Consider the following 21,536-nt stretch of genomic DNA (forward strand, 5'->3'; position numbering starts at 1 on the left):
TTGAATTCAGTAATAATGGAATCCATTGTCATGGGACTTATATTTTCAATATTGACAATAGGAGTTGTAATAACTTTTAAAATTTTAGATTTCCCTGACATGTCAGTGGAAGGAACTTTCCCACTAGGGGCCTTTGCCTTTGCAAAGATGCTAACACTTGGCATGAACCCAATCCTTGCAATGCTAGTTTCACTTGTGGCAGGAGGACTTGGAGGCTATATCACATATATTTTGTTTAGGAAGTTTAAGATCCAAGCAATCTTATCAGGAATCCTAACGATGACATTTTTATATTCAGTGAATTTAAGAATTACTGGTACACCAAATGTTACCTTCTTTGATTATAAGACTGTATTTCAACTTTTTGAAAGTCTTCCTAAGATGTTAATTCTTGCAATAATAACACTTGTAATAAAATTAATTCTTGATTGGTTTTTGAAGACTGAAAAGGGCTACCTTCTTTTGGCAACAGGAGATAATGAAACTCTTGTTAAGTCCCTTGGAAAAAATCCAGACAAGTATATTGCAATAGGACTTGTAATATCCAACGGACTTGCTGCACTTGCTGGAGCCCTAATGGCACAGTCAAATGGTTATGCAGACATCACAATGGGCCAAGCCATAATCGTATCAGCACTTGCATCAGTTATAATTGGTGATGCCTTCTTAAAGAACGCGAGCTTTTTAAATAGGACGACAAGAGCCATAATCGGTGCCATAATTTACAGGATTATTTACGGGATCGCCCTTTACCTAGGACTAGCTCCAAGTGATTTAAAGGGAATAACTGCAATAATCGTAGTATTCTTCATAGTTTATAATGATGTTTCTTCAAAGGGACTATCAATTTTAAAAGGAAAGAGGGAAGAAAATGCTAAGAATTAAAAATTTATCAAAAACTTTTTACAAGGGAATGGAAGAAGAAAATCAAATTTTTGATAATTTCTCCCTTGATATAGAAGAAAATAAGTGTGTTGCAATTTTGGGACCTAACGGTTGTGGCAAGTCTACACTTTTTAATATGATTTCAGGTTCACTTAACCCTGACTCTGGAGAAATCCTCTTGGGAGATGTGGATATTGCAAAATTATCTGAAGACAAGAGGGCAATAGATATAGGCAAGGTAAACCAAGACCCATCGAAGGGAGTTTGTCAGAGCCTAAATATTTTAGAAAATATGTCCATGGCCTTCAAGAAAGGACACAAATTTACCTTCAAGAGATTGATCGACAAGAAGAACAACGACGAGATAATAGAAAAGCTAAAGTCCATTGACCTGGGACTTGAAAACAAATTAAAGACTCAAGTAAAGTTTTTATCAGGTGGACAAAGACAGTCACTGTCACTTCTTATGGCAACTGTTAAGAGACCAAAGATTCTTTTACTTGATGAACACACAGCAGCCCTTGATCCAAAGACTTCTAAGATAATAATGGATAAGACCAATGACCTTATTAAAAAAGAAAAAATCACAACCCTAATGATTACTCACAACTTAAAAAATGCCATTGATTACTCAGACAGAATTATAATGCTCAACAAGGGAAAAGTTGTCTTAGATATTCTTCCAAGTGAAGTTACAGAAGAAGAACTAAATAGGATCTACAACGAAAAGATTGAAGAAGAAAATAATCTAGAAGTAGAAAAGCTTGCTAGAGTAAATCAAGTTGAAAGCTTCGCATAAATTTCATAAATAATTGCATGAAAAAGGAGCCTTACCCAATAGATAAGTCTATTCAGTAAGGCTCCTTTTTATTTACTATTTAATTTCAAAATAACTTTAAAAATTACTTTACTTTTTATTAGTTTAAAAATATTTATTGATACAATCAAAGGCTTCAGGCATACTTACACATTCTTTTTTAGAAAGATATTTAACTGCATCTAATCTTCTATTTTTTAAAATTAATGAGTATATGTGTAGAATGTCATCATGACTTAAGTTATTAAATTTTTCTCTTAAGTAGCTAAAGTCATCTAACTTATAACTTAGCCATAAAGTCCTCGATACTTTATAATTTATATTTTTTATAAATTTATTTAATCTAATTTCATTATAAATAATATATATTGCGAGTAATCCTATAAGTAAATCTTTCATAATATCACCAAAAAAATAATAACATAGAAAAATAAAAAATAATAGTAAGCATCATTAATGGGATAAAAAAATGATGAGTTAAAAAAATTAAGACTTAAAAATAATAAAAAAGTCCTACTCAAGAAAGAGTAGGATTTTTTGTTTAATATAAAATTTTATTTTAAAGTGAGAGTAAATTCGTCACCAATTGCTTGTTCTTCAATAGGCATTTCTTTGCCGTCATAGCTGTTGACTGTCACTCTGTATAATTGGCATTTTAGTGTTTTTATTTCATTTAAAAGTTCATCGGCAGTAACTTTGCTAGTGACTGGAGAGAAGTAAAGGTTGGATTTATTTTTCTCTGCTTCGCCAGTTTCAAAATATACAAATCTATCCTTAGAATCTCTGGCTTTTATTGAATAAAGATATCCATCTTCGGTGTCAGGATAGTTTAATAGGATTTTTTGTGAAGCTGGGCTTGTAGTAAAGCTTTCAATGACAATGTTATTTGTATCTGGAATAGTAAAGTCCTTTGCTATAAGATTTTTATTCATTTTCATTTGAGACATATCTATATTTGTTGAAATATTAATTTTTTTCTTGTCTCCTAAAAATTCATCAAAGGAAAATTCTAAATTAACTTTGCCTTCTTTTGGTAAGGAGTCTTCCAAAACATATTTAAGAGTATAGACATTTACTTTTTTATCTTCAGGTAAAGTATATCCAGAGCCGTTGGAGCCGAAAATTTTAATTTTCTTGCCATTAACCTTAAGTTCAGTTAAGTTAACTTCTCCGGAGAGCATTTTTTCTGAGTCATTTAGACTCAAAATTACAGTGTATAAATTATTATCTTCAATAATAAATTTATCAAAAATATATTTTTTGCCATTTATTTCAAAAACTTCGTTTAAATTTACGCTGTACTCATCAACTTCCCTTGACAATCCCATGGCATCAGATAAAGTAATTTTAAAATTACTTGCTAATTCTCTTGTCTTGGCAAAGACATAGCCACCGGATGTGTAATTTGTAATCCCCAAAACTAATATAAGAGATGCTGCAATAGTAACTATTTTTTTATTAAACTTATTTTTCTTGTTTTTTATTTTTAATGATTTCACAGTTCTTTTTAGATTTTCTCTTTCAAAATCATTAAGAGGAACTTCTTCGTATTCAATTTTCATGTCGTTTAACTCATCATAAATATTATTTTTCATAAAAATTTCTCCTCCATTTTTTTAAAAAACTTCTTCCTCTACTAACTTTTTTATAGGCGTTAGCTGTGGAAATATTTTGTTTAGATGCTGCCTCTTTATAGGAAAGACCATGGATAAAAATATTTTCAAAAAGTTTTTTGTCTTCGTCATTTAAAAGTGAAAGGACTTCTTCTATTTCTAGATTTGAAGATAAATCTGAATCGACTATTTTTGAATCTTCATCTAGTCTAAGGCTTTCAAATTTAATTTCTTTTCTAAGGATATCTATGGCTCTATATTTAGCAACAAGGGCACACCAATTTTTAAAAGTAGACCTACTTGGGTCGAAGTATTGAATATTCTGCCATATAATTAAAAGTGCGTCATTCATGGCTTCGTCCCAAAGGTTTGGATATTTCCAAAGTGTTTTTGAAATAACTCCCTTTAATATTTTTCCGTAATCTTCTATAAATATATAGAGGGCATCTTCATCTTTATTTTTTAGCCTTTCTATCAAGTCTTGATTATCCATATTTCCTCCTTCACTTATATATTCGTGATAGAGATAATAATTCTGACAAATTTTTAAAATTAAAATTTATGAAAAATAATTTTGAGCACAAAAAAACTATCCTGGTTACCCAAGATAGTTTTTTTAATTAATATTTAAGTTCTTTATTAGAATATATTGAGTAAGTCAATACTATCATCAAGATAAATATCACTGCATTTGCTATTAGGCCAAATAGGTTTAAGTTTGCGCTAACAAAGCTATAAGGTCTAAAGGCTTCGTTAGGGAAGTAAGAAACTACCATAGCGAAGACATCGCCAATAACTTTTCCTACAATTGTAAGTAATACAATTAGGAATACAAAAAGTGCAGCTACTGCATCTTGGTGTAATGAAGACTTTGAAATTGCAGAGAAGAAAAATCCTATGGACATAAAGACAAGGCCAGAGCCAAGTAGTCCAACGAAAACTTTTACAATTCCTTCTATAATTTCAAAGCTTGTAACTTGTGGAGTGTCGCTTCCAAGAGAAGAGATACCTAGGACAAGTCCAAAACTTGCAAGTGCCATTATAATTAAAAATAAAATATAAATTAAAATATTTGCTGTGAACTTTCCAGTTACAATTTCTGATTTAGAAATTGGGTTTGAGTAAATATATTCAATGTTACCTGAAGATTGTTCCTTTGCAAGGGAGTTGGCTCCAAGTTGCATTGCAAATACAAAAATTAATATTGCAAGATAGTGGTAAACTAGGGCAAGATAGTCGCCAATGTTTAATATATCCATGCCTTCATAAAAGCCCAAGATATTTCTTGTTGGCTCGTTAAAACTTTCTAAAACTGAATTAAAGAGCGAATTCATTTGTGACTCTGCAAGGAAGGGATAAAAGGCAAGCATAAGTCCCAGTAAAATTATTAGGACAATGGCCCAAGAAATCATCTTTGCAAAGTTTGATTTAAATTCCATATTAAATATCATCTTTGTCCTCCTTTAGCTTTGTTTCTTCACTTGCATTGAAGATGCCATCATTAGAGGTTTCAATAACTATTGTGTCAGGAGAAGTTTTTTCTTCTTTTGGAGCCTCAGATTCTTCTGGAGTCACTTGAGGACTCTCTTCTCCAAGAACTTTTTCAGAATACTCTTCATCCATAAAAAGATTTGTCTTTGTGTTGTGGACAGTATCCTTTTCCATTTCAGCAGTGCTTAGGCCTTCAACAGTGTCAAAGTTATTTTCAGCTTGGTCTATCTTAACAGTAGACTCACTTACTCCATTAATAGTTTCTGCTTCCACAGTAGAAGTTTCTTCTAATTTAATGTCCTTTGACTCTTTAGAAGCTTCAGTCTTTCTTCTTGGAAGTTTTGCATTTTCTCCCTTGTAATAAGCTTCAACCTTGTCGCTTAACTGAGCATCTTCAAGTACATAATTTTCTAGGCCTTCTTCGTAGATAACTTTAGAAAGTTCTGGAAGTGGTCCGTCATAGTAAAGGATAGTTTCATCTTCTTCGTCCTTAATTATCCTTGATCCAATAGAAGTAAAGTAATTTAAATTACCCCTGAAGGAGTCGATTTTTAAAACTTTATCTCCTGCTGCCTTGACATTGTTGTATTCAATGTCTTGGACCTTACCGTCAGACAGGTAGGCAATACGGGCAGAATATTTTTTTGCTTCTCTTAATGATTCAGATAAAAGTAAAACTGTTAAGTTTTCTTGTTCATTTAATTTCTTAACATGAGAGAAGAGTCTGTCTATATCCTTTTCTTCCAGGAACTTGCAAGGATTGTCTAAGATTAAAAGTCTTGGCTTAATAACTAGGGCGTTAATAATAGCTAAGAGTTTTCTTTCCCTGTCTCTCAAATCACAAACTCTTAAATTTGAATTAAATTCAAAATAATCACATAGAAGGTCAATGTCTTCTGTGTTAGCAAGGTTGTGTGCGTTAAGTGTCTTCTTTAATAAGGCAAAAGACTTGATTTTTGAATCGAAAATCATATCTTCTGGCACAAGAGACACACTTTCTTTTATTTCCTTTGATTCTTTAAATGAATCCATATCATAAACCTTAATAGATCCGCTATTAGGTTTTAAAAATCCCATTATAATTCTTGCAAGAGTAGTTTTTCCAGATTTTTCAGTTCCAAGTAGGGAGAAAAATTCTCCGTCCAAGATTTCAAGATTTAAATTTCGTAAAACTTTATCTTTACCCTTGCCCTTTGTCAGGTCATTTATGACGATGGCACTCATACTATTCACCTCTTTAATAATTAATAAACTCATTATACAATAAAAAATATTTAATTAAAAGATTGAAGAGCCTATCTTAGCTAAATATTAACTAAATAATAGAAAAGATTGGAGATAAATTTTAATTTTTATTATAATTTTAAACTTATAAGTCAATAAAATTTATGACTTCATAAAAAATTATGACTTTACAAAAATTTATAACTTTATAAAAAACTATGACTTTATAAAAAAATAGGAGGTCATAAAAAACTATAACTTTATAAAAAACTATGACTTGGGATTAGAATATGAAGTGAAAAAAATCTAGGACTTAATAATAAACTGGTAGCTTATAGGTAAAATAAAATGACTAAAAAAGTGCCTTGTGATATAATTTTAATCTGAATGGAGGTTTTTAAATGAAACTTGGAATCGTGGGACTACCTAATGTTGGTAAGTCTACTTTATTTAATGCCCTAACAAGTGCTGGTGCAGAAGCTGCAAACTATCCCTTTGCAACAATTGAACCAAACGTTGGGGTTGTAAACGTGCCTGATGAAAGATTAGAAGTTCTTTCAAAGATGGCCAACTCACAAAGAATTGTCTACACTAATATAGAATTTTACGACATTGCAGGACTTGTTAAGGGAGCCAGCAAGGGCGAAGGACTTGGCAACCAATTTTTATCAAATATCCGTGAAGTCGATGCCATTGTCCACGTTGTAAGATGTTTTGAAGACGAAAATATAATTCACGTTGACGGATCCGTTGACCCTTTGCGTGATATTGAAAATATAAACCTAGAATTAATTTTTTCTGACCTAGAACAAGTTGAAAATAGGTATTCAAAGGTTGCAAAAAAAGCAAGGGCTGAAAAAAATCTTGCCAAGGAAAGAGATCTTTTAGAAAAAATTAAGACAGCCTTAGAAGAAGGAAGGTCTGCAAGAGAAGTTGAACTTGATGATGAAGAAAAGAAAATCATTAAGAACTACTCTCTTCTAAGTGCAAAGCCTGTTATTTATGTTTGTAACGTTGCAGAAGAAGAACTTACAAAGGAAGACAATGAATATGTAAAGGCAGTTAGGGAATATGCAGAAAAAACTGGCGACGAAGTTGTAGTTATCTCTGCAGAAATTGAATCAGAAATAGCTGCCCTAGATGAAGATGAAAAGGAACTTTTCTTGGAAGAACTTGGCCTTGAGTCATCAGGGCTTGATAAGCTAATTAAGTCTAGCTACAGACTTCTTGGCCTAATTTCCTTTATCACAACAGGAGAAATGGAAACAAGAGCTTGGACTGTTAAGAGAGGTTCTAAGGCTCCAACTGCTGCAGGAAAAATCCACACAGATATGGAAAGAGGATTTATCAAGGCAGACACAATTTCTTACCAAGACCTTGTGGACTCTGGCTCTATGGCCAACGCAAGGGACAAGGGACTTATTAGGAGTGAAGGTAAGGACTATGTCGTTGAAGATGGCGACGTAATGGTCTTTAAGTTTAACGTTTAATAAAGCTGAAGAAAAAGGGTGATTTATGATTAAGATGCTTTCAATGGACCTAGATGAAACTCTTTTATCTACTGATAAGGTGATGACAGAATCTTTTAGGCCCTTTGTGGAAAAATTAAGAGCAAACAATATTATTCCTGTTGTTGCAACTGGAAGAGAATTTTACACTGCTCACAGGTTCGTGGGTGAAGACCTAGAAATAGATTTAATTTGCAACAATGGAAATATTATTAAAAATAATAAAACTGGAAAACTTGAATTTGTAAATCCCATGTCAAAGGAAGACGTGGACTTAATTATGTCCTTCGACAAGAATGACAAGGTCTACTCCACAATTCACGTTGCAAGAGAAGATGGGATTGACCTCTTATACAAGAAAAAGAATTTTAAATCCTTTGAAGGAGTTTATGTAGATGCCTTCAGGGGGAGAAATCTCGGACTTGATAATTTTGATGACTATGAAGGTCATCCCCTTTCCATTGTCTTTGCAGGGACTCACGACGACTTAGTGGAACTTCGTAGGACAATAAAAGATGGAATAGGAGAAGACAAGGACAAGTTTAACTTCCACCTAATGAAAATTAAGAGAGAGCCAAAGTGGATGCTTGAAATCCTTCAAAAGAATGGAGATAAGTTTTTCGGTATTAAGAAATATGCAGAAAACAGGAATATAAAACTAGAAGAAGTTGCTGCCATTGGTGACGACTCCAACGACAAGATGCTTGTTGAGAATGTTGGGCTTGGATTTGCCATGATAAATGCTGTTGATGTCTTAAAGGAAGTTGCCGATGTGGTTTCTGATTATGATAATAACAATGACGGTGCAATAAAGATTTTAGATAAGGTTTTATTTGGTGATTAAATGAATATTAACTGGTACCCTGGTCACATGAAGAAGACCCTAGAAGATATTGAGAAGAAGTTAAAACTCGTTGACTTTGTAATAGAAATTATAGATTCGAGAATACCCTTCTCAAGTAGGAATCCTCTCTTTGATGACCTTTTAAAAAATAAAAAAAGACTTCTAATTTTTAACAAGTCAGACTTATCTGATTCTAAGTTAAATGACCTTTGGATGGAAAGGCTAACTGATGAGAATAACTTTGCCATCTCTTATAATGCAATGAAACCCAACGTGGGGCTTGTTGTAAATAAGTCTGAAGAGCTTATGGCAGATGAAATAAAAAAATTTGAGGACAAGGGACTTAATAAGGGACCCCTTCGTGCCATGATTGTTGGGATTCCCAACTCTGGCAAGTCAACTTTTATAAATTCAATATCAGGCACGAGGTCAGCCAAGACTGGGAACAGGCCAGGTGTTACCAAGGTCAACCAGTGGATAAAGATTCATCCAAAGCTTCACCTTCTTGACACACCAGGAGTTCTTTGGCCAAAGTTTGAAGATAAGGTTGGACTTAACCTTGCCTTTACTGGTGCCATAAAAGATGAAATCATGGACAGGGAAACTCTTGCCCTAAGGTTAATAGAAAAGTTAAAGGAAATTGCTCCTTCTTCTTTAGAAAAAAGATATAAGTTATCAGATATTCATGACAAGACTGGAATTGAAATCATGGATGAAATTGGAAGCAAGAGGGGTGCCCTAATGCGTGGTGGCTACATTGATTATGAAAAAGTCTCAGGCATTGTCCTAGATGAGTTTAGGAAGGGAATCCTTGGCAGGATTACATTGGAGGTTCCTGATGAGTTTCTATAGTTTTGAAGAAGAATATTATGAAAAGGGCTACAAAAATATTTGTGGCATAGATGAGGTTGGCAGGGGCTGTCTCTTTGGAGACGTGGTTTCTGCAGCAGTAATTATGCCAAGAGGCGAATTCATTGAAGGGGTCAATGACTCCAAAAAATTATCTCCCAAGAAGAGAGAAGAACTTTACCTAAAAATTTTAGAATCAGCCCTTGCTGTTGGAATCGGAAGGGCAAGTGCCGATATAATTGACAAGGTAAACATAAGGATGGCAACCCACATCTCCATGATTAATGCCCTTGAAAACTTGAGAGATAACGAGAATAAAAAAATTGAAGCTGACTGTGTATTAATTGATGCAGAAACTATTGAAACGGGAATCTTCCAAAAGGCAATAATCAAGGGCGACGAGTCTTGCTATTCTATTGCTTGTGCATCTATTGTTGCCAAGGTCTATAGGGACAATCTCTGCAAGAAGTGGGCAGAAGAGTACCCACAATATGGACTGGAAAAGCACAAGGGCTATGCCACAAAATATCACAGGGAGGCCCTAAAGGCTTATGGGCCAAGTGACATGCACAGAAAAACTTTTTTAAAGAATATAGAATCATGGTAGGACACAATTTATTTTTCGGCAATCGTGGAGAAGATATTGCCACAAAATTTTTAGAGGATAAGGGTTATATTATATTAGATAGAAATTATCGTGCCCTTGGGACTGAAATAGATATTATTGCACGCGACAAGGAGGAACTTGTCTTTGTGGAAGTGAAGTCACGTAACTCGAGAAAGTATGGAGATGCTTACGAGGCTGTAACAGAATACAAGATGCAAAACATTATTCAAACTGCCACAGCCTACATAATGGCCAAGGGACTCTTTGACATTATGGTTCGCTTTGACATAATTGAAGTTTATTTTAATGAGAAAGAAATCAATCACATAGAATCTGCATTTATGCTTTCATAAAACTAGGTTAAGCCTAGTTTTTTTATTTGCAATAAATATTTGATTATTAAAGAACTTGTGTTATTATAGTTAATAGTAAAAAACATAGTAATTTTGTATGAATTATTTTTTAATAAATGGAGGAAGTATGACAGAGTTATTAAGAATAGAAAATTTAAGCGCAGGCGTAGAAGACAAGGAAATTTTAAAAAATATAAATTTAAAAATTGATTACGGAGAAGTTCACGTGATTATGGGACCAAATGGTTCTGGTAAATCTACTCTTGCCAATGTAATCATGGACAATCCTGTTTACAATGTTACAAGTGGAAAAATCTTCTTAGACGGAGAAGACATAACAGACCTTACTACAGACAAGAGGGCAAACAAGGGACTATTTATGTCCTTCCAAACTCCAGAAGAAGTTCCTGGGATTTCTGTAGAAAACTTTATTAGGACTGCAAAGTCTTTAAAGGACGATAAGCCAATTTCAATTTTAAAATTTAAAAAAGAAATTAAGAAGGAAATGGAAGAATTAAAAATGGATTCTTCTTATGCAGAAAGATACTTAAACGTAGGCTTCTCTGGTGGAGAAAAAAAGAAAAATGAAATTCTTCAAATGTTAATGTTAAATCCTAAGCTTGCTATTCTTGATGAAACAGACTCAGGACTTGATGTTGATGCAACAAGAATTGTATCATCTGGAATCGAAAAATATTTAAGCAAGGACAATGCTGTTTTAATTATCACCCACCACAAGGAATTAATTGACAACATTAAACCTGACTATGTTCACGTAGTATTAGATGGTGAAATTGTAAAAGAAGGAGACGCTTCTCTAATAGATAAAATCGAAAAAGAAGGATTTAACTGGATAAGAGAAGAGGTGAAATAATTTGACTAAAAAAGTAGAAAAAACTTATGTAGAAGACATGGACCGTGGCGTCTATGATATTAAAAATAAATTTACATTTAGGTCAAAGACTGAAAAGGGACTTACAGAAGAAATTGTAAGACAAATTTCTGCTGAAAAGAATGAACCAGAATGGATGCTTGAAAGTAGGTTAAAGGCTCTTAAGATTTTTAACGAAAAAGAAAATCCAAGCTGGGGGCCAGACATCTCTGAAGTAGACATGGATGAAATCACAACTTATATAAGACCTGATGCAGATATGTCTGATGACTGGATGAATGTTCCTGATGAAATTAGGGATACCTTTGACAAACTTGGAATACCTGAGGCAGAAAAGGAAGCCATGCTTTCTGGTGTTGGAGCTCAATACGATTCAGAAGTTGTTTACCACTCCATCCAAAAATATCTTTCAGACCAAGGTGTAATTTATACAGACTTTGAAACAGGACTTAAAGAATATCCTGAAATCGTAAAAAAATATTTTAGCAAGTGTATTACACCTAGCCTTCACAAGTATGCTGCTCTTCACTATGCAGTTTGGTCTGGTGGATCCTTTGTATATGTGCCAAAGGGAGTAAATGTAGATATTCCTTTACAATCTTACTTTAGACTTAATGCTCCAGGTGCAGGACAATTTGAACACACACTTATTATCATAGAAGACGGAGCCTACTGTCACTTTATAGAAGGTTGCTCTGCTCCAAAATACAATGTTATAAACCTACACGCAGGTGCAGTTGAACTTTTTGTTGGCGAAGGTGCAACACTTAGGTATTCAACAATAGAAAACTGGTCAAGAAATATGTACAACCTCAACACTAAGAGGGCAATCGTAGAAAAAGATGGAAAGATCGAATGGGTTTCAGGATCCTTTGGTTCAAAAGTTTCCATGCTTTACCCTGCATCAATCCTTGTGGGAGAAAATGCATCTAGTGAGTTCACTGGTATTTCCTTTGCAGGTGAAGGACAAAATCTTGACACAGGTGCCCAAGTTGTTCACGCAGCACCACACACTACTTCAACTGTAAACACAAAGTCAATTTCAAAATCTGGTGGAGTTGCAATTTACAGGGGACTAGTTGAAATAAAAGAAAATGCAGTTGGTGCAAAGAACTCAACATCTTGTGAATCCTTGATGCTTGACAACAAGTCAAGGTCAGACACAATTCCTACAATAAAAATTGAAAACAATGATATTGATATTGGACACGAAGCAAAAATTGGAAGGATTAGCGACTCAGTTATCTTCTACCTAATGTCTAGGGGTATCTCTGAACAAGAGGCCAAAGAAATGGTAGTAAGAGGTTTTGCTGAACCAATAGCTAAGGAACTTCCTATGGAATACGCAGTTGAGATGAATAACTTAATCAATCTTGAACTTGTTGGATCAATTGGGTAGGTGAAACATGAATAAAATAATTGGAAATGAAATTGCCTTTAAGACTTTTAATTTCTTAAGGGTAAATGAAACAGAAATAGAAATTCCCCAAATTCAAGGGAAGTCATATAGAGAAGTAGGAGAAGATAATCCAGGAGAAATTTCTGAATTTGAAAAAATTAAGTATGGTATTTCAAATGAAGTCTTGGATCAAAATAGGGAGTATTTAAACTATTACAAGTCATATACAAGTGAAGAAGGAAAGACAGAAGAAGACTTCAAGTTATTTGAACTTGATGATGAATATTCTGAACTTTTCGACCTCCACCACATAGTTGCAGAAAAAGACTCAAAATTAAAAGTTGTCCTTGACTACACTTCTACTGGCAAGGACGAAAAATTTAGGAACTCTGTTATTAAAGTTCTTGCAAAAGAAAATTCTGAAGTTGAAGTTTTTGTTATTGCAAGAGATGATGACAAGTCCCTAGTTCTTGAATCTATTGGAGTTTATACAGAAGCTCATGCAAAAGTCAGCGTCCACCAATATGAGCTGGGAGCAGCTAAACTTTACACAAATTACAAGTGTGAACTAATTGGAGAATATTCTGAAGGTCATGTTGATTCAATTTACTTTGGTCAAAAGGACGAATATCTAAACATGAACTACGACATGATCCACAGGGGCAAGAAGACTGAATCAGACATTCTAGTTAACGGAGCCCTAAAGGATAAATCATCAAAGAATTTTAAGTCAAATCTTCAATTTATAGAAGGGGCTAAGGGTGCTGTTGGGTCAGAAGAAGAATACTCAATCCTACTAGATGACACAGTTCACTCAGTTTCAGTTCCCCTAATGCTTGCTCATGAAGATGACGTTGTTGGTAACCACGCATCTAGTGCTGGTAAGCTTGATAATGACCAAATCTTTTATCTAATGTCTAGGGGAATAAGTTTTGATGAAGCAGAAGCCCTAATAGTTGAGTCCAAATTCTCAGGTGCAATTGATGCTCTAGGAGATGAAAAACTAAAGGACGAAGTTTGGGAAGCAGTTAGAGAAATTATAAAGAGAGGAAATTAAATGTTTACTAAAAATGAAATAGAAGAAATCAGAAAAGAGTTTCCTTTTTTAAATTTAAAGCCTAATGGGAAGCAAATAGTTTATTTTGACAATGGTGCAACAACACAAAAGCCAAGGGAAATTATTGACAATATAAAAAACTTTTACGAAAGTGAAAATGGAAACCCTCACAGGGGAGCCCACTATCTTGCAATGAAATCAACTGAAGTTTACGAAGCTGCAAGACAAAAAGTCGCAGATTTTATTGGAGCAAAGAAGCCATCAGAAGTTGTATTTTTAAGAAATGCAACTGAAGCCCTAAACCTTCTTGCTTATTCTTATGGACTAAACAATTTAAAGGAAGGCGACGAAATTGTAATTTCTATAATGGAGCATCATTCAAACCTTGTTCCATGGCAAGAAGTTTGCAAGAAAACTGGAGCAAAGCTAAAGTTTTTATATGTAGACGATGATATGCAAATTCCTTTTTCTGAAATCGAAGAAAAAGTTACTAAGAATACAAAAATTGTTTCAATAACAGGAGCATCTAATGTTGTTGGAACAAACCCTGACATAGAAAAAATTGTTAAGTACGCTAGAGAAAATTCAGATGCAAAAATAATTCTTGATGGGGCACAATTAGTTCCCCACAGAAAGGTCAATGTAAGTGAACTTGACGTTGACTTCATGGCTTTTTCTGGTCACAAGATGTATTCTGCCCTAGGTATTGGTGTCCTTTATGGAAAGGAAGAACTTCTAAACAAGATGGATATATTCCTATCAGGTGGCGACATGATTGAATATGTCTACGAAGACCACACAACTTTTCTAGATGCACCACAAAGGTTTGAAGCAGGAACTGCCAATGTTGAAGGAGCAGTAAACCTTGCAGCAGCCATTGACTTTATAGAAAAATATGGCATGGAAAAAATTGATGAATATGAAAGATATTTAACTGACTACTGTTACGACAAGCTCAAAAATTTAGACTATCTTGAAGTTTATACAACAAGTGACAAAAACAGGGCACCAGTAATTTCTTTCAATTTTAAAGAAGCTCATCCTCACGATGTTGCATCAATACTTGACACTTATGGAATTGCCATAAGATCTGGTCACCACTGTGCTCAACCTCTTCACAGGTACTTGGGTTCAAACTTCTCATGCAGGGCAAGTTTTGCAATCTATAACACAGTGGAAGAAATTGATTATTTCGTAGAACATCTTGAAGATGTAAGGAGGATTTTAGGAATTGAATCTTGATAATATTTACACAGAACTAATCTTGGAACACTCTAGAAACAAACACAACAGAAGAGAACTAGAAGACTACACAAAAAAAGAACTTGGTCATAACCCAAGCTGTGGAGATGAGATAACTCTTGAAGTAAAGATCCAAGATGACACTATAGAAGATATATCCTACACAGGTCATGGATGTGCCATTTCTCAAGCTTCAACATCAATTATGTGTGACAATGTCAAGGGCATAAAAGTTGAAGAAGCTATTGAAAGGGCAGACAAGTTTATAGGAATGGTTAAGGGAGAGATTGACGATCCAGACGACTTGGAAGATCTTGACGATGCCATTGCCTTTGAATCTATTTCAACTTTACCTGCCAGAGTAAAGTGTGCAGTTCTTTCCTGGTACACTCTAAAGAATATGTTAGAGAACAATGAAGAAAAGGGATCCTTTAATCTATCATAAGAGGTGATTAGATGAAATTATCTACAAAGGGTCGTTACGGCCTAATGGCTATGTACAACTTAAAAGAAAATATGGGCAAGGGCCCTATAGCCTTGAAGGATATTGCGAAAGATGAAAATCTTTCAGAATCCTATTTGGAACAACTCTTCACCCTTCTTAGGAGGGCTGACCTAGTTAAATCAATTAGGGGTGCAGGTGGCGGTTACGTTCTTGCAAGAGATCCAAAGAATATTGCAATTGGAGAAATAATAAATGCCCTTGAAGGTGACCTTTCACTTTCTTGTTGCGATCTTGGGAAAAAGTCTGCCTGCAACAAGCAAGAGGAATGTGCAACAAGGGACATCTTATCCAAACTTCAAGGTCAAATTGAAGGTGTCATGGAATCCATGACTCTAGCAGACATGTGAGGTCACTATGATTTACATGGATAATGCTGCCACTACTAGGGTCACAGACAATGTTTTTGAAGCCATGCTTCCTTATTTAAAAGAAAATTATGGAAATCCATCGGCAATATACTCTCTTGGTCAAAGATCTAGGGCAGCCATAGAAAATTCAAGAATAAAAATTGCAGAGATCCTGGGAGTAAAGGCAAGTGAAATTTACTTTACTTCCTCTGGATCTGAATCAGATAACTGGGCCTTAAAGGGCTCACTTTTACCTAATCAAGAAAACCATATTATTTCATCAAAGATTGAACACCCAGCTATTTTAAATTCCTTAAAGAAGATTGAAAAGTGGGGAGGAGAAACTAGTCTCATTTCAGTTGATAAAGAAGGTTTTGTGGACTTAGATGAAATTGAAAGATCCATCAAGGACTCCACAAGACTTATTTCAATTATGTTTGCCAACAATGAAATAGGAACTATTGAACCCCTTGCTGAAATCGCAAAAATAGCTAAGGCAAAAAACATTTTATTTCACACAGACGCAGTTCAAGCCATGGGGAATATTAAATTTAAGATAGAAGACATAGGAGTGGACATGCTCTCCCTTTCAGGTCACAAGCTTGGAGCTCCAAAGGGAGTTGGTCTTCTTTATGTCAAAGAGGGAATTGAACTTGATAGCTTTTTAGATGGTGGTGAACAGGAAAGAGGACAAAGGGCCTCAACAGAAAATCTTGCATCAATAGTCGGACTTGCAAGAGCCTTAGAAGATGCTTACAATAATATTGAAGAGAGGACATCTATTACAAGAGAACTAAGAGATTACACAATAGAAAAACTCTTGAATATAGATGGAGTAATCTTAAATGGTCCCAAAGAAAAAAGACTTCCTGGAAATATAAATATCACTTTAAAAAATACTAAACCACAAACCATGGTTCAGTATCTTGACATGTTTGATATATGTGTTTCTTCTGGATCAGCATGTGCAGCAGGAAGCATTAACCCATCCCATGTTTTAAGGGCAATAGGTAGGAGTGAAGAAGACTCACTTTCTATGCTAAGGCTCTCACTTAATCACGAAAACACAAAAGAAGAGTGTGATTATGTAGTGGAAAAAATAAACCAGGGGATGAAAAAGTTCAAGAACAGGTGATATTATGTTAGAGCAAATATCTGGTAATGCTGCTAGATTTATGATTTATGCCCTTGCCATTCTTTCTATTCTCTTAATATTTTTAGCAATTTACTATCTAATAAATATTGGGAACAGATACATTGATGGCAAGAAGAGGATAAATATAGACCTAAGGCTTATCACAAAAATATTTTTGGGGATACTTATTTTTTACTTAATAAATATAATCTTTAATAAGTTCCCAATCCTTGGCTACACACTTTCATCGGTAATAATAGCAATAATATTTGCCTATATTATCGACCCAATAGTTAACTACTTGGAGAGGAAGGGAGTCAAGAGACAGTTTGGTGTAATAATAGTTTACATCTCAGCTATACTTATTTTTGGAATCTTAATAGTTTCAGTAATACCAAAAACTATTAATGAAATTTCCAACTTGCTTACAAGTCTGCCTGCCATGGTGGATACCCTAATAAGAGAAGTTAATAATTTCGCGTCAAATGTATTTGCCAAGTTTAATATTGAGCTTCCAGAAAACTTTATAAATGTCTACAAGGAGACAAATCCAAAGGTAAATGGGGATGTTGAGACACCACAAATAGTTTCTGATATTTTAAATTCTATTAAGGCGACTATTAACGACCTAATAGTCAAGGCCCAAGGATCACTAATGGGATCTCTTTCCAATGTACTTTCTAAACTTTATGGATTTTTAACTTCGGCCTTTAGACTTGTCTTAATTATAATCTTTTCCTTCTACTTTTCAGTGGACAAGGATAGATTTATGCATAGAGTGAAAAAGGCCATACCAAATAAATACAGAGACGACATCTCATATCTCACAAGCAATATTGACACAGCCCTCCAACAATTCATTAGGGGAAGGATGCTAATGGCAATCTTCGTAGGATTAATAACTATGGCCTACCTCTTAGTCTTAAGAGTAGACTTTGCCATTATCATTGGTCTTATAACTTGTGTGGCAGATATAATCCCTTATATTGGTCCTTTCCTTGGTTGTGCGCCGGCAGTTTTATTTGCCTTTATGGACTCGCCTATGAAGGCCCTATGGGTTTTGATTTTATTCGTAATAGTTCAATGGGTAGAGAACAATATTCTCGCACCAAAACTCATTGGAGATTCAACTGGACTAAACCCACTTGTAATTTTAATTTCAATAATTATTGGTGGTGGAATCTTTGGTGTATGGGGAATGGTAATTTCTGTTCCATTGATGTCAATTATCTTTATACTTGTTGATTTTATCAAAATAAAATACAACGACAGATACAGCTCTAATTGACATTCATATTCTTTATAATTATAATGTTTATAGCACATCCTCCCAGGGTATGGGAGGATTTTTAATAGGAGTTGTAATATGAAACATTTAGGTTTACACGATATAAGAACTGAATTTTTAAAATTTTTTGAATCAAAGGGACACTTTGTACTACCAAGTTTTTCACTAATTCCAAAGAATGATAAATCACTTCTCTTAATTGGAGCTGGAATGGCACCAATGAAGAAATTTTTCACTGGCGAAGAAGTTCCACCTGCAAAGAGAGTTACTACTTGCCAAAAATGTATTAGGACTGGCGACATAGATAATGTAGGTTTAACTGATAGACACGCAACATTTTTTGAAATGTTAGGGAACTTTTCCTTTGGAGACTACTTTAAGCACGAAGTAATCCCATGGGCTTGGGAATTTTTGACAGTTAATCTCGAAATCCCAAAAGAAGACTTGTGGGTTACAGTTTATTATGAAGACGATGAAGCCTACAACATTTGGAAGGATGTAGTGGGAATTGATGAAGAAAAAATCATCAGATTAGGCAAAGAAGATAACTTCTGGGAACTTGAAGTTGGTCCATCAGGTCCATGTTCAGAAATTTACGTTGACAGAGGACTAGAACACGGATCAGAAGAAGAAAGACCTGGTGGAGAAGGAGACAGATTTATTGAAATTTGGAACCTTGTATTCACACAATTCGACAAGGACGAAGAAGGAAACTACAATCCTCTAGCTCATCCAAACATTGATACAGGTATGGGACTTGAAAGGATTGCTACAGTCCTACAAGAAACTGACAATATATTTGAAATTGATGCCATAAAAGATATAATCCAAGAAATTGCAAAAGTTTCTGGGGAAGAATATGGCAAGGATAAAAACTTAGATATTTCCTTTAGGGTTATAACAGACCACATTAGGGCGATGACTTTCATGATTTCTGATACAATTGTCCCTTCAAATGAGGGAAGAGGCTATGTACTTAGAAGACTTATAAGAAGAGCTGCAAGACATGGAAGAAAGCTAGGAATTAAAAGAGCCTTTCTATATGAAATTGCCGACATGGTAATTGACTCTTGGGGCGAACAATATGAAGAGCTCAAGGAAAACAGAGAATCCATCAAGGAAATTATTAGAAGAGAAGAAGAAAAATTCTTAGAAACAATTGATGGTGGACTTGTTAGACTAAGGGCCCACATGGATGAAATGAAGGAAAACAAGGAAAGACTTCTAGATGGTGAAAAAGCCTTTAAACTATATGACACTTATGGTTTCCCGATTGACTTAACAGAAGAAATCCTAAGAGAAGACGGCTATGACGTTGATATGGATGGCTTTAAGAAGGAAATGGATGACCAAAAGAGAAGGGCTAGAGAAGCTAGAAACGACTCCAACATTGGTTGGGCAAACCAAGACAACAAGCATCTCTTTGAAGGACTTAGTGATGAATTCCTAGGTTATGAAGAAGATGAATGCCAGGCAAATATTGTTAGAATAATTGCCAATGATGAAATAGTTGACTCTCTTAATGAAGGAGAAGAAGGCCTTGTAGTCCTTGACAAGACAACTTTCTACGGAGAAAGTGGTGGTCAAGTTGGAGACACTGGCCAAATTATTTCTGACAACTTTAAGCTAAAAGTTACTGACACAAAGAAAACTAAGGATGGACTTCACCTTCACCTTGTAAAGGTTGAGGAAGGTAGACTGGAAAAAGCTCCAGTTAAGGCTATTATAAATTCTAAGAGAAGAAATAACATTAGGAGAAACCACTCTGTAACTCACTTACTTCACAGGGCCCTTAAAGACGTTTTAGGAAGCCATGTAAACCAAGCAGGATCCCTAGTTATGCCTGATAGGATGAGATTTGACTTTTCCCACTTTGATGCAATGACAAAAGAAGAAATTGCTGAAGTTGAAAGAAGAGTAAATGAAAAAATCTTTGAAGGACTTCCAGTTGAAACAAAGGTAACAGGACTTGAAGAAGCCAAAGAAATGGGAGCAATAGGATTATTCGAAGGCAAGTACCAAGACCAAGTAAGAGTCCTATCCATGGGAGATTATTCTCGTGAACTTTGTGGTGGTACTCACGTATCCAACACTTCTGAAATTTCCATGTTTAAGATCCTATCTGAAAGTGGTATAAGTAATGGAGTTAGGAGAATTGAATCTATTACAGGACCAGCTGTTTATGAATACCTAAATAACTTAAGTGAAAAAGAAGAAACAATAGCTAGTGAATTAAAATCCAACAAGGATGAAATTATTCAAAAGATAAAATTAAATATTAAAAACCTAAAAGAAGCAAATAAATCTATTGAAAAGCTTGAACACGACCTTGCTAAAGATCAAATTTCTGACTTAACAAAGGATGTTAGAGAAAGAAATGGAATCAAGTATGTTATTAAAAAGTTCGATGGAGTAGATGTAAATACTCTTCGTGACCTAGCAGATGAGGTTAGAAACAAGCTTGGATCAGTTGTAGTTCTATTTGCAACTGTAAATGATGATAAATTAAACTTTGTATGTGCAGTTTCTAAGGATCTTGTTGAAAAGAAAATCGCTGCAGGTAAATTAATCAAAGAAATCGCCAAAGTAGCTGGCGGTGGCGGCGGTGGTAGACCTGATATGGCAACTGCTGGTGCAAAGGACTTAGATAAGGTTGAAGAAGCTCTAAACAAGCTAGATGAGCTCTTATAAAAATATCAAAATAGATACTTTTATGGTATAATCTATTTGGAGGTAATTATGGGTCAAAATAATAATACACAAATTTTTGAAAAAAGTAGTTTGGAACAAGAGAGAATAAAAAGCATTTTAAAAACAGTTTACAATGCTCTAGAAGAAAAGGGATACAACCCAAGTGACCAAATTATAGGATATATATTATCAGGTGATCCAACATATATCACAAGCCATGATAATGCAAGATCCATGATACAAGAAGTAGAGCGTGACGAGCTTTTACAAGAAATGTTAAAAGTTTATTTAGAAAAGATTTAAAAGATTGAGATGGCTTGTCCATCTCTTTTACATATTATATATGTACCTGTAAAGGTTGTGGTTAAATGAATAAAATTTTAGGCTTAGACGTAGGAGATGTGTGGATTGGGGTAGCTATATCAGATGCCCTTTTGCTTACAGCACAACCTCTTATGACAATAAAAAGAGAATCAAATAAGATAGCCTATGAGAAAATTCATGAAATTATTATAGAGAACAATGTAGAAAAAGTAGTGGTAGGTCTTCCAAAGAACATGAACAACACTATTGGGCCACAAAGTGAAAAAGTGATCAAGTTTGCAGAAAAGCTTAAAAACAAATTTAAAGTAGAGATTGAGTATGTAGACGAGAGAATGACCACTTTAATGGCAGAACAAGTTTTAATAGAGGGTTCAGTTCGAAGAGAGAATAGAAAAAAATATATAGATAAAATTGCAGCGACTTACATCCTGCAATCCTATCTGGATAGATTAAAATTATAGGTGA

23 protein-coding genes are annotated in these 21,536 nt (G+C 34.5%); 18 read left to right on the forward strand and 5 right to left on the reverse strand.

Translation table 11 applies throughout. The annotated features are described in order from the left end of the window. Entirely contained in the window at positions 1-885 is an 885-nt protein-coding gene (locus HMPREF3023_RS08340) for an ABC transporter permease (protein ID WP_070702525.1), read from the forward strand. Next, positions 872-1,684: an ABC transporter ATP-binding protein gene (locus tag HMPREF3023_RS08345; protein ID WP_070702526.1), complete on the forward strand. Its 813-nt coding sequence runs from the start codon at positions 872-874 to the stop codon at positions 1,682-1,684. The genes HMPREF3023_RS08340 and HMPREF3023_RS08345 overlap by 14 nt, the downstream gene beginning before the upstream one ends. A 123-nt stretch (positions 1,685-1,807) precedes the next feature. On the opposite strand, the gene HMPREF3023_RS08350 is transcribed toward HMPREF3023_RS08345, so the two are convergent. From HMPREF3023_RS08350 to HMPREF3023_RS08370, 5 genes are all read right to left on the reverse strand, one after another. Further along, complete coding sequence (locus tag HMPREF3023_RS08350; RefSeq protein WP_070702527.1) at positions 1,808-2,101, reverse strand: hypothetical protein; 294 nt, start codon at positions 2,099-2,101, stop codon at positions 1,808-1,810. A gap of 155 nt (positions 2,102-2,256) precedes the next feature. Then, positions 2,257-3,297, reverse strand: a complete 1,041-nt coding sequence (locus tag HMPREF3023_RS08355; RefSeq protein ID WP_070702529.1) for a hypothetical protein — start codon at positions 3,295-3,297, stop codon at positions 2,257-2,259. Beyond that, positions 3,287-3,808, reverse strand: a complete 522-nt coding sequence (locus tag HMPREF3023_RS08360; protein WP_070702531.1) for a sigma-70 family RNA polymerase sigma factor — start codon at positions 3,806-3,808, stop codon at positions 3,287-3,289. Before HMPREF3023_RS08360 ends, HMPREF3023_RS08355 begins: the two co-directional genes overlap by 11 nt. Before the next feature lie 127 nt (positions 3,809-3,935). Beyond that, positions 3,936-4,766, reverse strand: a complete 831-nt coding sequence (locus tag HMPREF3023_RS08365) for an ABC transporter permease subunit (protein ID WP_070702533.1) — start codon at positions 4,764-4,766, stop codon at positions 3,936-3,938. After that, positions 4,756-6,030: an ATP-binding cassette domain-containing protein gene (locus HMPREF3023_RS08370; RefSeq protein ID WP_070702535.1), complete on the reverse strand. Its 1,275-nt coding sequence runs from the start codon at positions 6,028-6,030 to the stop codon at positions 4,756-4,758. Before HMPREF3023_RS08370 ends, HMPREF3023_RS08365 begins: the two co-directional genes overlap by 11 nt. 401 nt (positions 6,031-6,431) lie before the next feature. Here HMPREF3023_RS08370 and ychF point away from each other — a divergent pair, with 401 nt between their 5' ends. The 16 genes from ychF to ruvX all read left to right on the forward strand — a co-directional run bounded on the left by ychF (position 6,432) and on the right by ruvX (position 21,532). Next, the gene (ychF, locus tag HMPREF3023_RS08375; RefSeq protein WP_070702537.1) at positions 6,432-7,520 is read left to right on the forward strand and encodes a redox-regulated ATPase YchF; all 1,089 of its coding nucleotides are present in this window, start codon (positions 6,432-6,434) and stop codon (positions 7,518-7,520) included. A gap of 25 nt (positions 7,521-7,545) precedes the next feature. Beyond that, on the forward strand, positions 7,546-8,382 hold the full coding sequence (locus HMPREF3023_RS08380; protein ID WP_070702539.1) for an HAD-IIB family hydrolase: 837 nt from the start codon (positions 7,546-7,548) through the stop codon (positions 8,380-8,382). Then, positions 8,383-9,234 (forward strand): ribosome biogenesis GTPase YlqF, encoded by an 852-nt coding sequence (ylqF, locus tag HMPREF3023_RS08385; RefSeq protein ID WP_070702541.1) that lies wholly within the window; start codon positions 8,383-8,385, stop codon positions 9,232-9,234. Next, positions 9,221-9,838: a ribonuclease HII gene (locus tag HMPREF3023_RS08390; RefSeq protein WP_070702543.1), complete on the forward strand. Its 618-nt coding sequence runs from the start codon at positions 9,221-9,223 to the stop codon at positions 9,836-9,838. Before ylqF ends, HMPREF3023_RS08390 begins: the two co-directional genes overlap by 14 nt. After that, positions 9,832-10,191 (forward strand): YraN family protein, encoded by a 360-nt coding sequence (locus HMPREF3023_RS08395; RefSeq protein ID WP_070702545.1) that lies wholly within the window; start codon positions 9,832-9,834, stop codon positions 10,189-10,191. The genes HMPREF3023_RS08390 and HMPREF3023_RS08395 overlap by 7 nt, the downstream gene beginning before the upstream one ends. Positions 10,192-10,318: 127 nt before the next feature. Next, entirely contained in the window at positions 10,319-11,065 is a 747-nt protein-coding gene (gene sufC, locus HMPREF3023_RS08400; RefSeq protein ID WP_070702547.1) for a Fe-S cluster assembly ATPase SufC, read from the forward strand. A gap of 1 nt (position 11,066) precedes the next feature. Then, entirely contained in the window at positions 11,067-12,482 is a 1,416-nt protein-coding gene (gene sufB / locus HMPREF3023_RS08405) for a Fe-S cluster assembly protein SufB (RefSeq protein ID WP_197720992.1), read from the forward strand. Positions 12,483-12,489: 7 nt separating this feature from the next. Beyond that, positions 12,490-13,539: a SufB/SufD family protein gene (locus tag HMPREF3023_RS08410; protein ID WP_070702548.1), complete on the forward strand. Its 1,050-nt coding sequence runs from the start codon at positions 12,490-12,492 to the stop codon at positions 13,537-13,539. Then, positions 13,540-14,781, forward strand: coding sequence for a cysteine desulfurase (locus tag HMPREF3023_RS08415; RefSeq protein WP_070702550.1), 1,242 nt, complete (start codon positions 13,540-13,542; stop codon positions 14,779-14,781). Further along, positions 14,771-15,226, forward strand: coding sequence for a Fe-S cluster assembly sulfur transfer protein SufU (gene sufU, locus HMPREF3023_RS08420; RefSeq protein WP_070702552.1), 456 nt, complete (start codon positions 14,771-14,773; stop codon positions 15,224-15,226). The genes HMPREF3023_RS08415 and sufU overlap by 11 nt, the downstream gene beginning before the upstream one ends. A gap of 11 nt (positions 15,227-15,237) precedes the next feature. After that, positions 15,238-15,633 carry an RrF2 family transcriptional regulator gene (locus tag HMPREF3023_RS08425; RefSeq protein WP_070702554.1) on the forward strand — a complete coding sequence of 132 codons (396 nt, stop codon included), beginning with the start codon at positions 15,238-15,240 and terminating at the stop codon, positions 15,631-15,633. Between the two features lie 7 nt (positions 15,634-15,640). Then, the gene (locus HMPREF3023_RS08430) at positions 15,641-16,768 is read left to right on the forward strand and encodes a cysteine desulfurase family protein (RefSeq protein WP_210400924.1); all 1,128 of its coding nucleotides are present in this window, start codon (positions 15,641-15,643) and stop codon (positions 16,766-16,768) included. A 4-nt stretch (positions 16,769-16,772) separates the two neighbouring features. Then, complete coding sequence (locus HMPREF3023_RS08435) at positions 16,773-18,056, forward strand: AI-2E family transporter (RefSeq protein WP_070702555.1); 1,284 nt, start codon at positions 16,773-16,775, stop codon at positions 18,054-18,056. 78 nt (positions 18,057-18,134) lie between these two features. Beyond that, positions 18,135-20,747, forward strand: coding sequence for an alanine--tRNA ligase (gene alaS / locus HMPREF3023_RS08440; protein ID WP_070702557.1), 2,613 nt, complete (start codon positions 18,135-18,137; stop codon positions 20,745-20,747). A 48-nt stretch (positions 20,748-20,795) separates the two neighbouring features. After that, positions 20,796-21,050 (forward strand): IreB family regulatory phosphoprotein, encoded by a 255-nt coding sequence (locus tag HMPREF3023_RS08445; protein ID WP_070702559.1) that lies wholly within the window; start codon positions 20,796-20,798, stop codon positions 21,048-21,050. Positions 21,051-21,115: 65 nt separating this feature from the next. Next, positions 21,116-21,532, forward strand: coding sequence for a Holliday junction resolvase RuvX (gene ruvX, locus HMPREF3023_RS08450; RefSeq protein ID WP_070702561.1), 417 nt, complete (start codon positions 21,116-21,118; stop codon positions 21,530-21,532). Positions 21,533-21,536: the final 4 nt, after the last annotated feature.

The organism is Peptoniphilus sp. HMSC075B08 (assembly GCF_001815405.1).
GTDB classification, from domain to species: domain Bacteria; phylum Bacillota; class Clostridia; order Tissierellales; family Peptoniphilaceae; genus Peptoniphilus_A; species Peptoniphilus_A harei.

Bases quoted from the DNA above. Each gene is read 5' to 3' on its own strand.
- ychF (WP_070702537.1), top strand. From the start codon at position 6,432: ATGAAACTTGGAATCGTGGGACTACCTAATGTTGGTAAGTCTACTTTA.
- HMPREF3023_RS08380 (WP_070702539.1), top strand. From the start codon at position 7,546: ATGATTAAGATGCTTTCAATGGACCTAGATGAAACTCTTTTATCTACT.
- HMPREF3023_RS08350 (WP_070702527.1), bottom strand. From the start codon at position 2,101: ATGAAAGATTTACTTATAGGATTACTCGCAATATATATTATTTATAAT.
- HMPREF3023_RS08415 (WP_070702550.1), top strand. From the start codon at position 13,540: ATGTTTACTAAAAATGAAATAGAAGAAATCAGAAAAGAGTTTCCTTTT.
- ylqF (WP_070702541.1), top strand. From the start codon at position 8,383: ATGAATATTAACTGGTACCCTGGTCACATGAAGAAGACCCTAGAAGAT.
- HMPREF3023_RS08435 (WP_070702555.1), top strand. From the start codon at position 16,773: ATGTTAGAGCAAATATCTGGTAATGCTGCTAGATTTATGATTTATGCC.
- HMPREF3023_RS08345 (WP_070702526.1), top strand. From the start codon at position 872: ATGCTAAGAATTAAAAATTTATCAAAAACTTTTTACAAGGGAATGGAA.
- HMPREF3023_RS08370 (WP_070702535.1), bottom strand. From the start codon at position 6,030: ATGAGTGCCATCGTCATAAATGACCTGACAAAGGGCAAGGGTAAAGAT.
- HMPREF3023_RS08425 (WP_070702554.1), top strand. From the start codon at position 15,238: ATGAAATTATCTACAAAGGGTCGTTACGGCCTAATGGCTATGTACAAC.
- HMPREF3023_RS08390 (WP_070702543.1), top strand. From the start codon at position 9,221: ATGAGTTTCTATAGTTTTGAAGAAGAATATTATGAAAAGGGCTACAAA.
- HMPREF3023_RS08445 (WP_070702559.1), top strand. From the start codon at position 20,796: ATGGGTCAAAATAATAATACACAAATTTTTGAAAAAAGTAGTTTGGAA.
- alaS (WP_070702557.1), top strand. From the start codon at position 18,135: ATGAAACATTTAGGTTTACACGATATAAGAACTGAATTTTTAAAATTT.
- HMPREF3023_RS08365 (WP_070702533.1), bottom strand. From the start codon at position 4,766: ATGATATTTAATATGGAATTTAAATCAAACTTTGCAAAGATGATTTCT.
- ruvX (WP_070702561.1), top strand. From the start codon at position 21,116: ATGAATAAAATTTTAGGCTTAGACGTAGGAGATGTGTGGATTGGGGTA.
- HMPREF3023_RS08430 (WP_210400924.1), top strand. From the start codon at position 15,641: ATGATTTACATGGATAATGCTGCCACTACTAGGGTCACAGACAATGTT.
- HMPREF3023_RS08410 (WP_070702548.1), top strand. From the start codon at position 12,490: ATGAATAAAATAATTGGAAATGAAATTGCCTTTAAGACTTTTAATTTC.
- HMPREF3023_RS08395 (WP_070702545.1), top strand. From the start codon at position 9,832: ATGGTAGGACACAATTTATTTTTCGGCAATCGTGGAGAAGATATTGCC.
- sufC (WP_070702547.1), top strand. From the start codon at position 10,319: ATGACAGAGTTATTAAGAATAGAAAATTTAAGCGCAGGCGTAGAAGAC.
- HMPREF3023_RS08360 (WP_070702531.1), bottom strand. From the start codon at position 3,808: ATGGATAATCAAGACTTGATAGAAAGGCTAAAAAATAAAGATGAAGAT.
- HMPREF3023_RS08355 (WP_070702529.1), bottom strand. From the start codon at position 3,297: ATGAAAAATAATATTTATGATGAGTTAAACGACATGAAAATTGAATAC.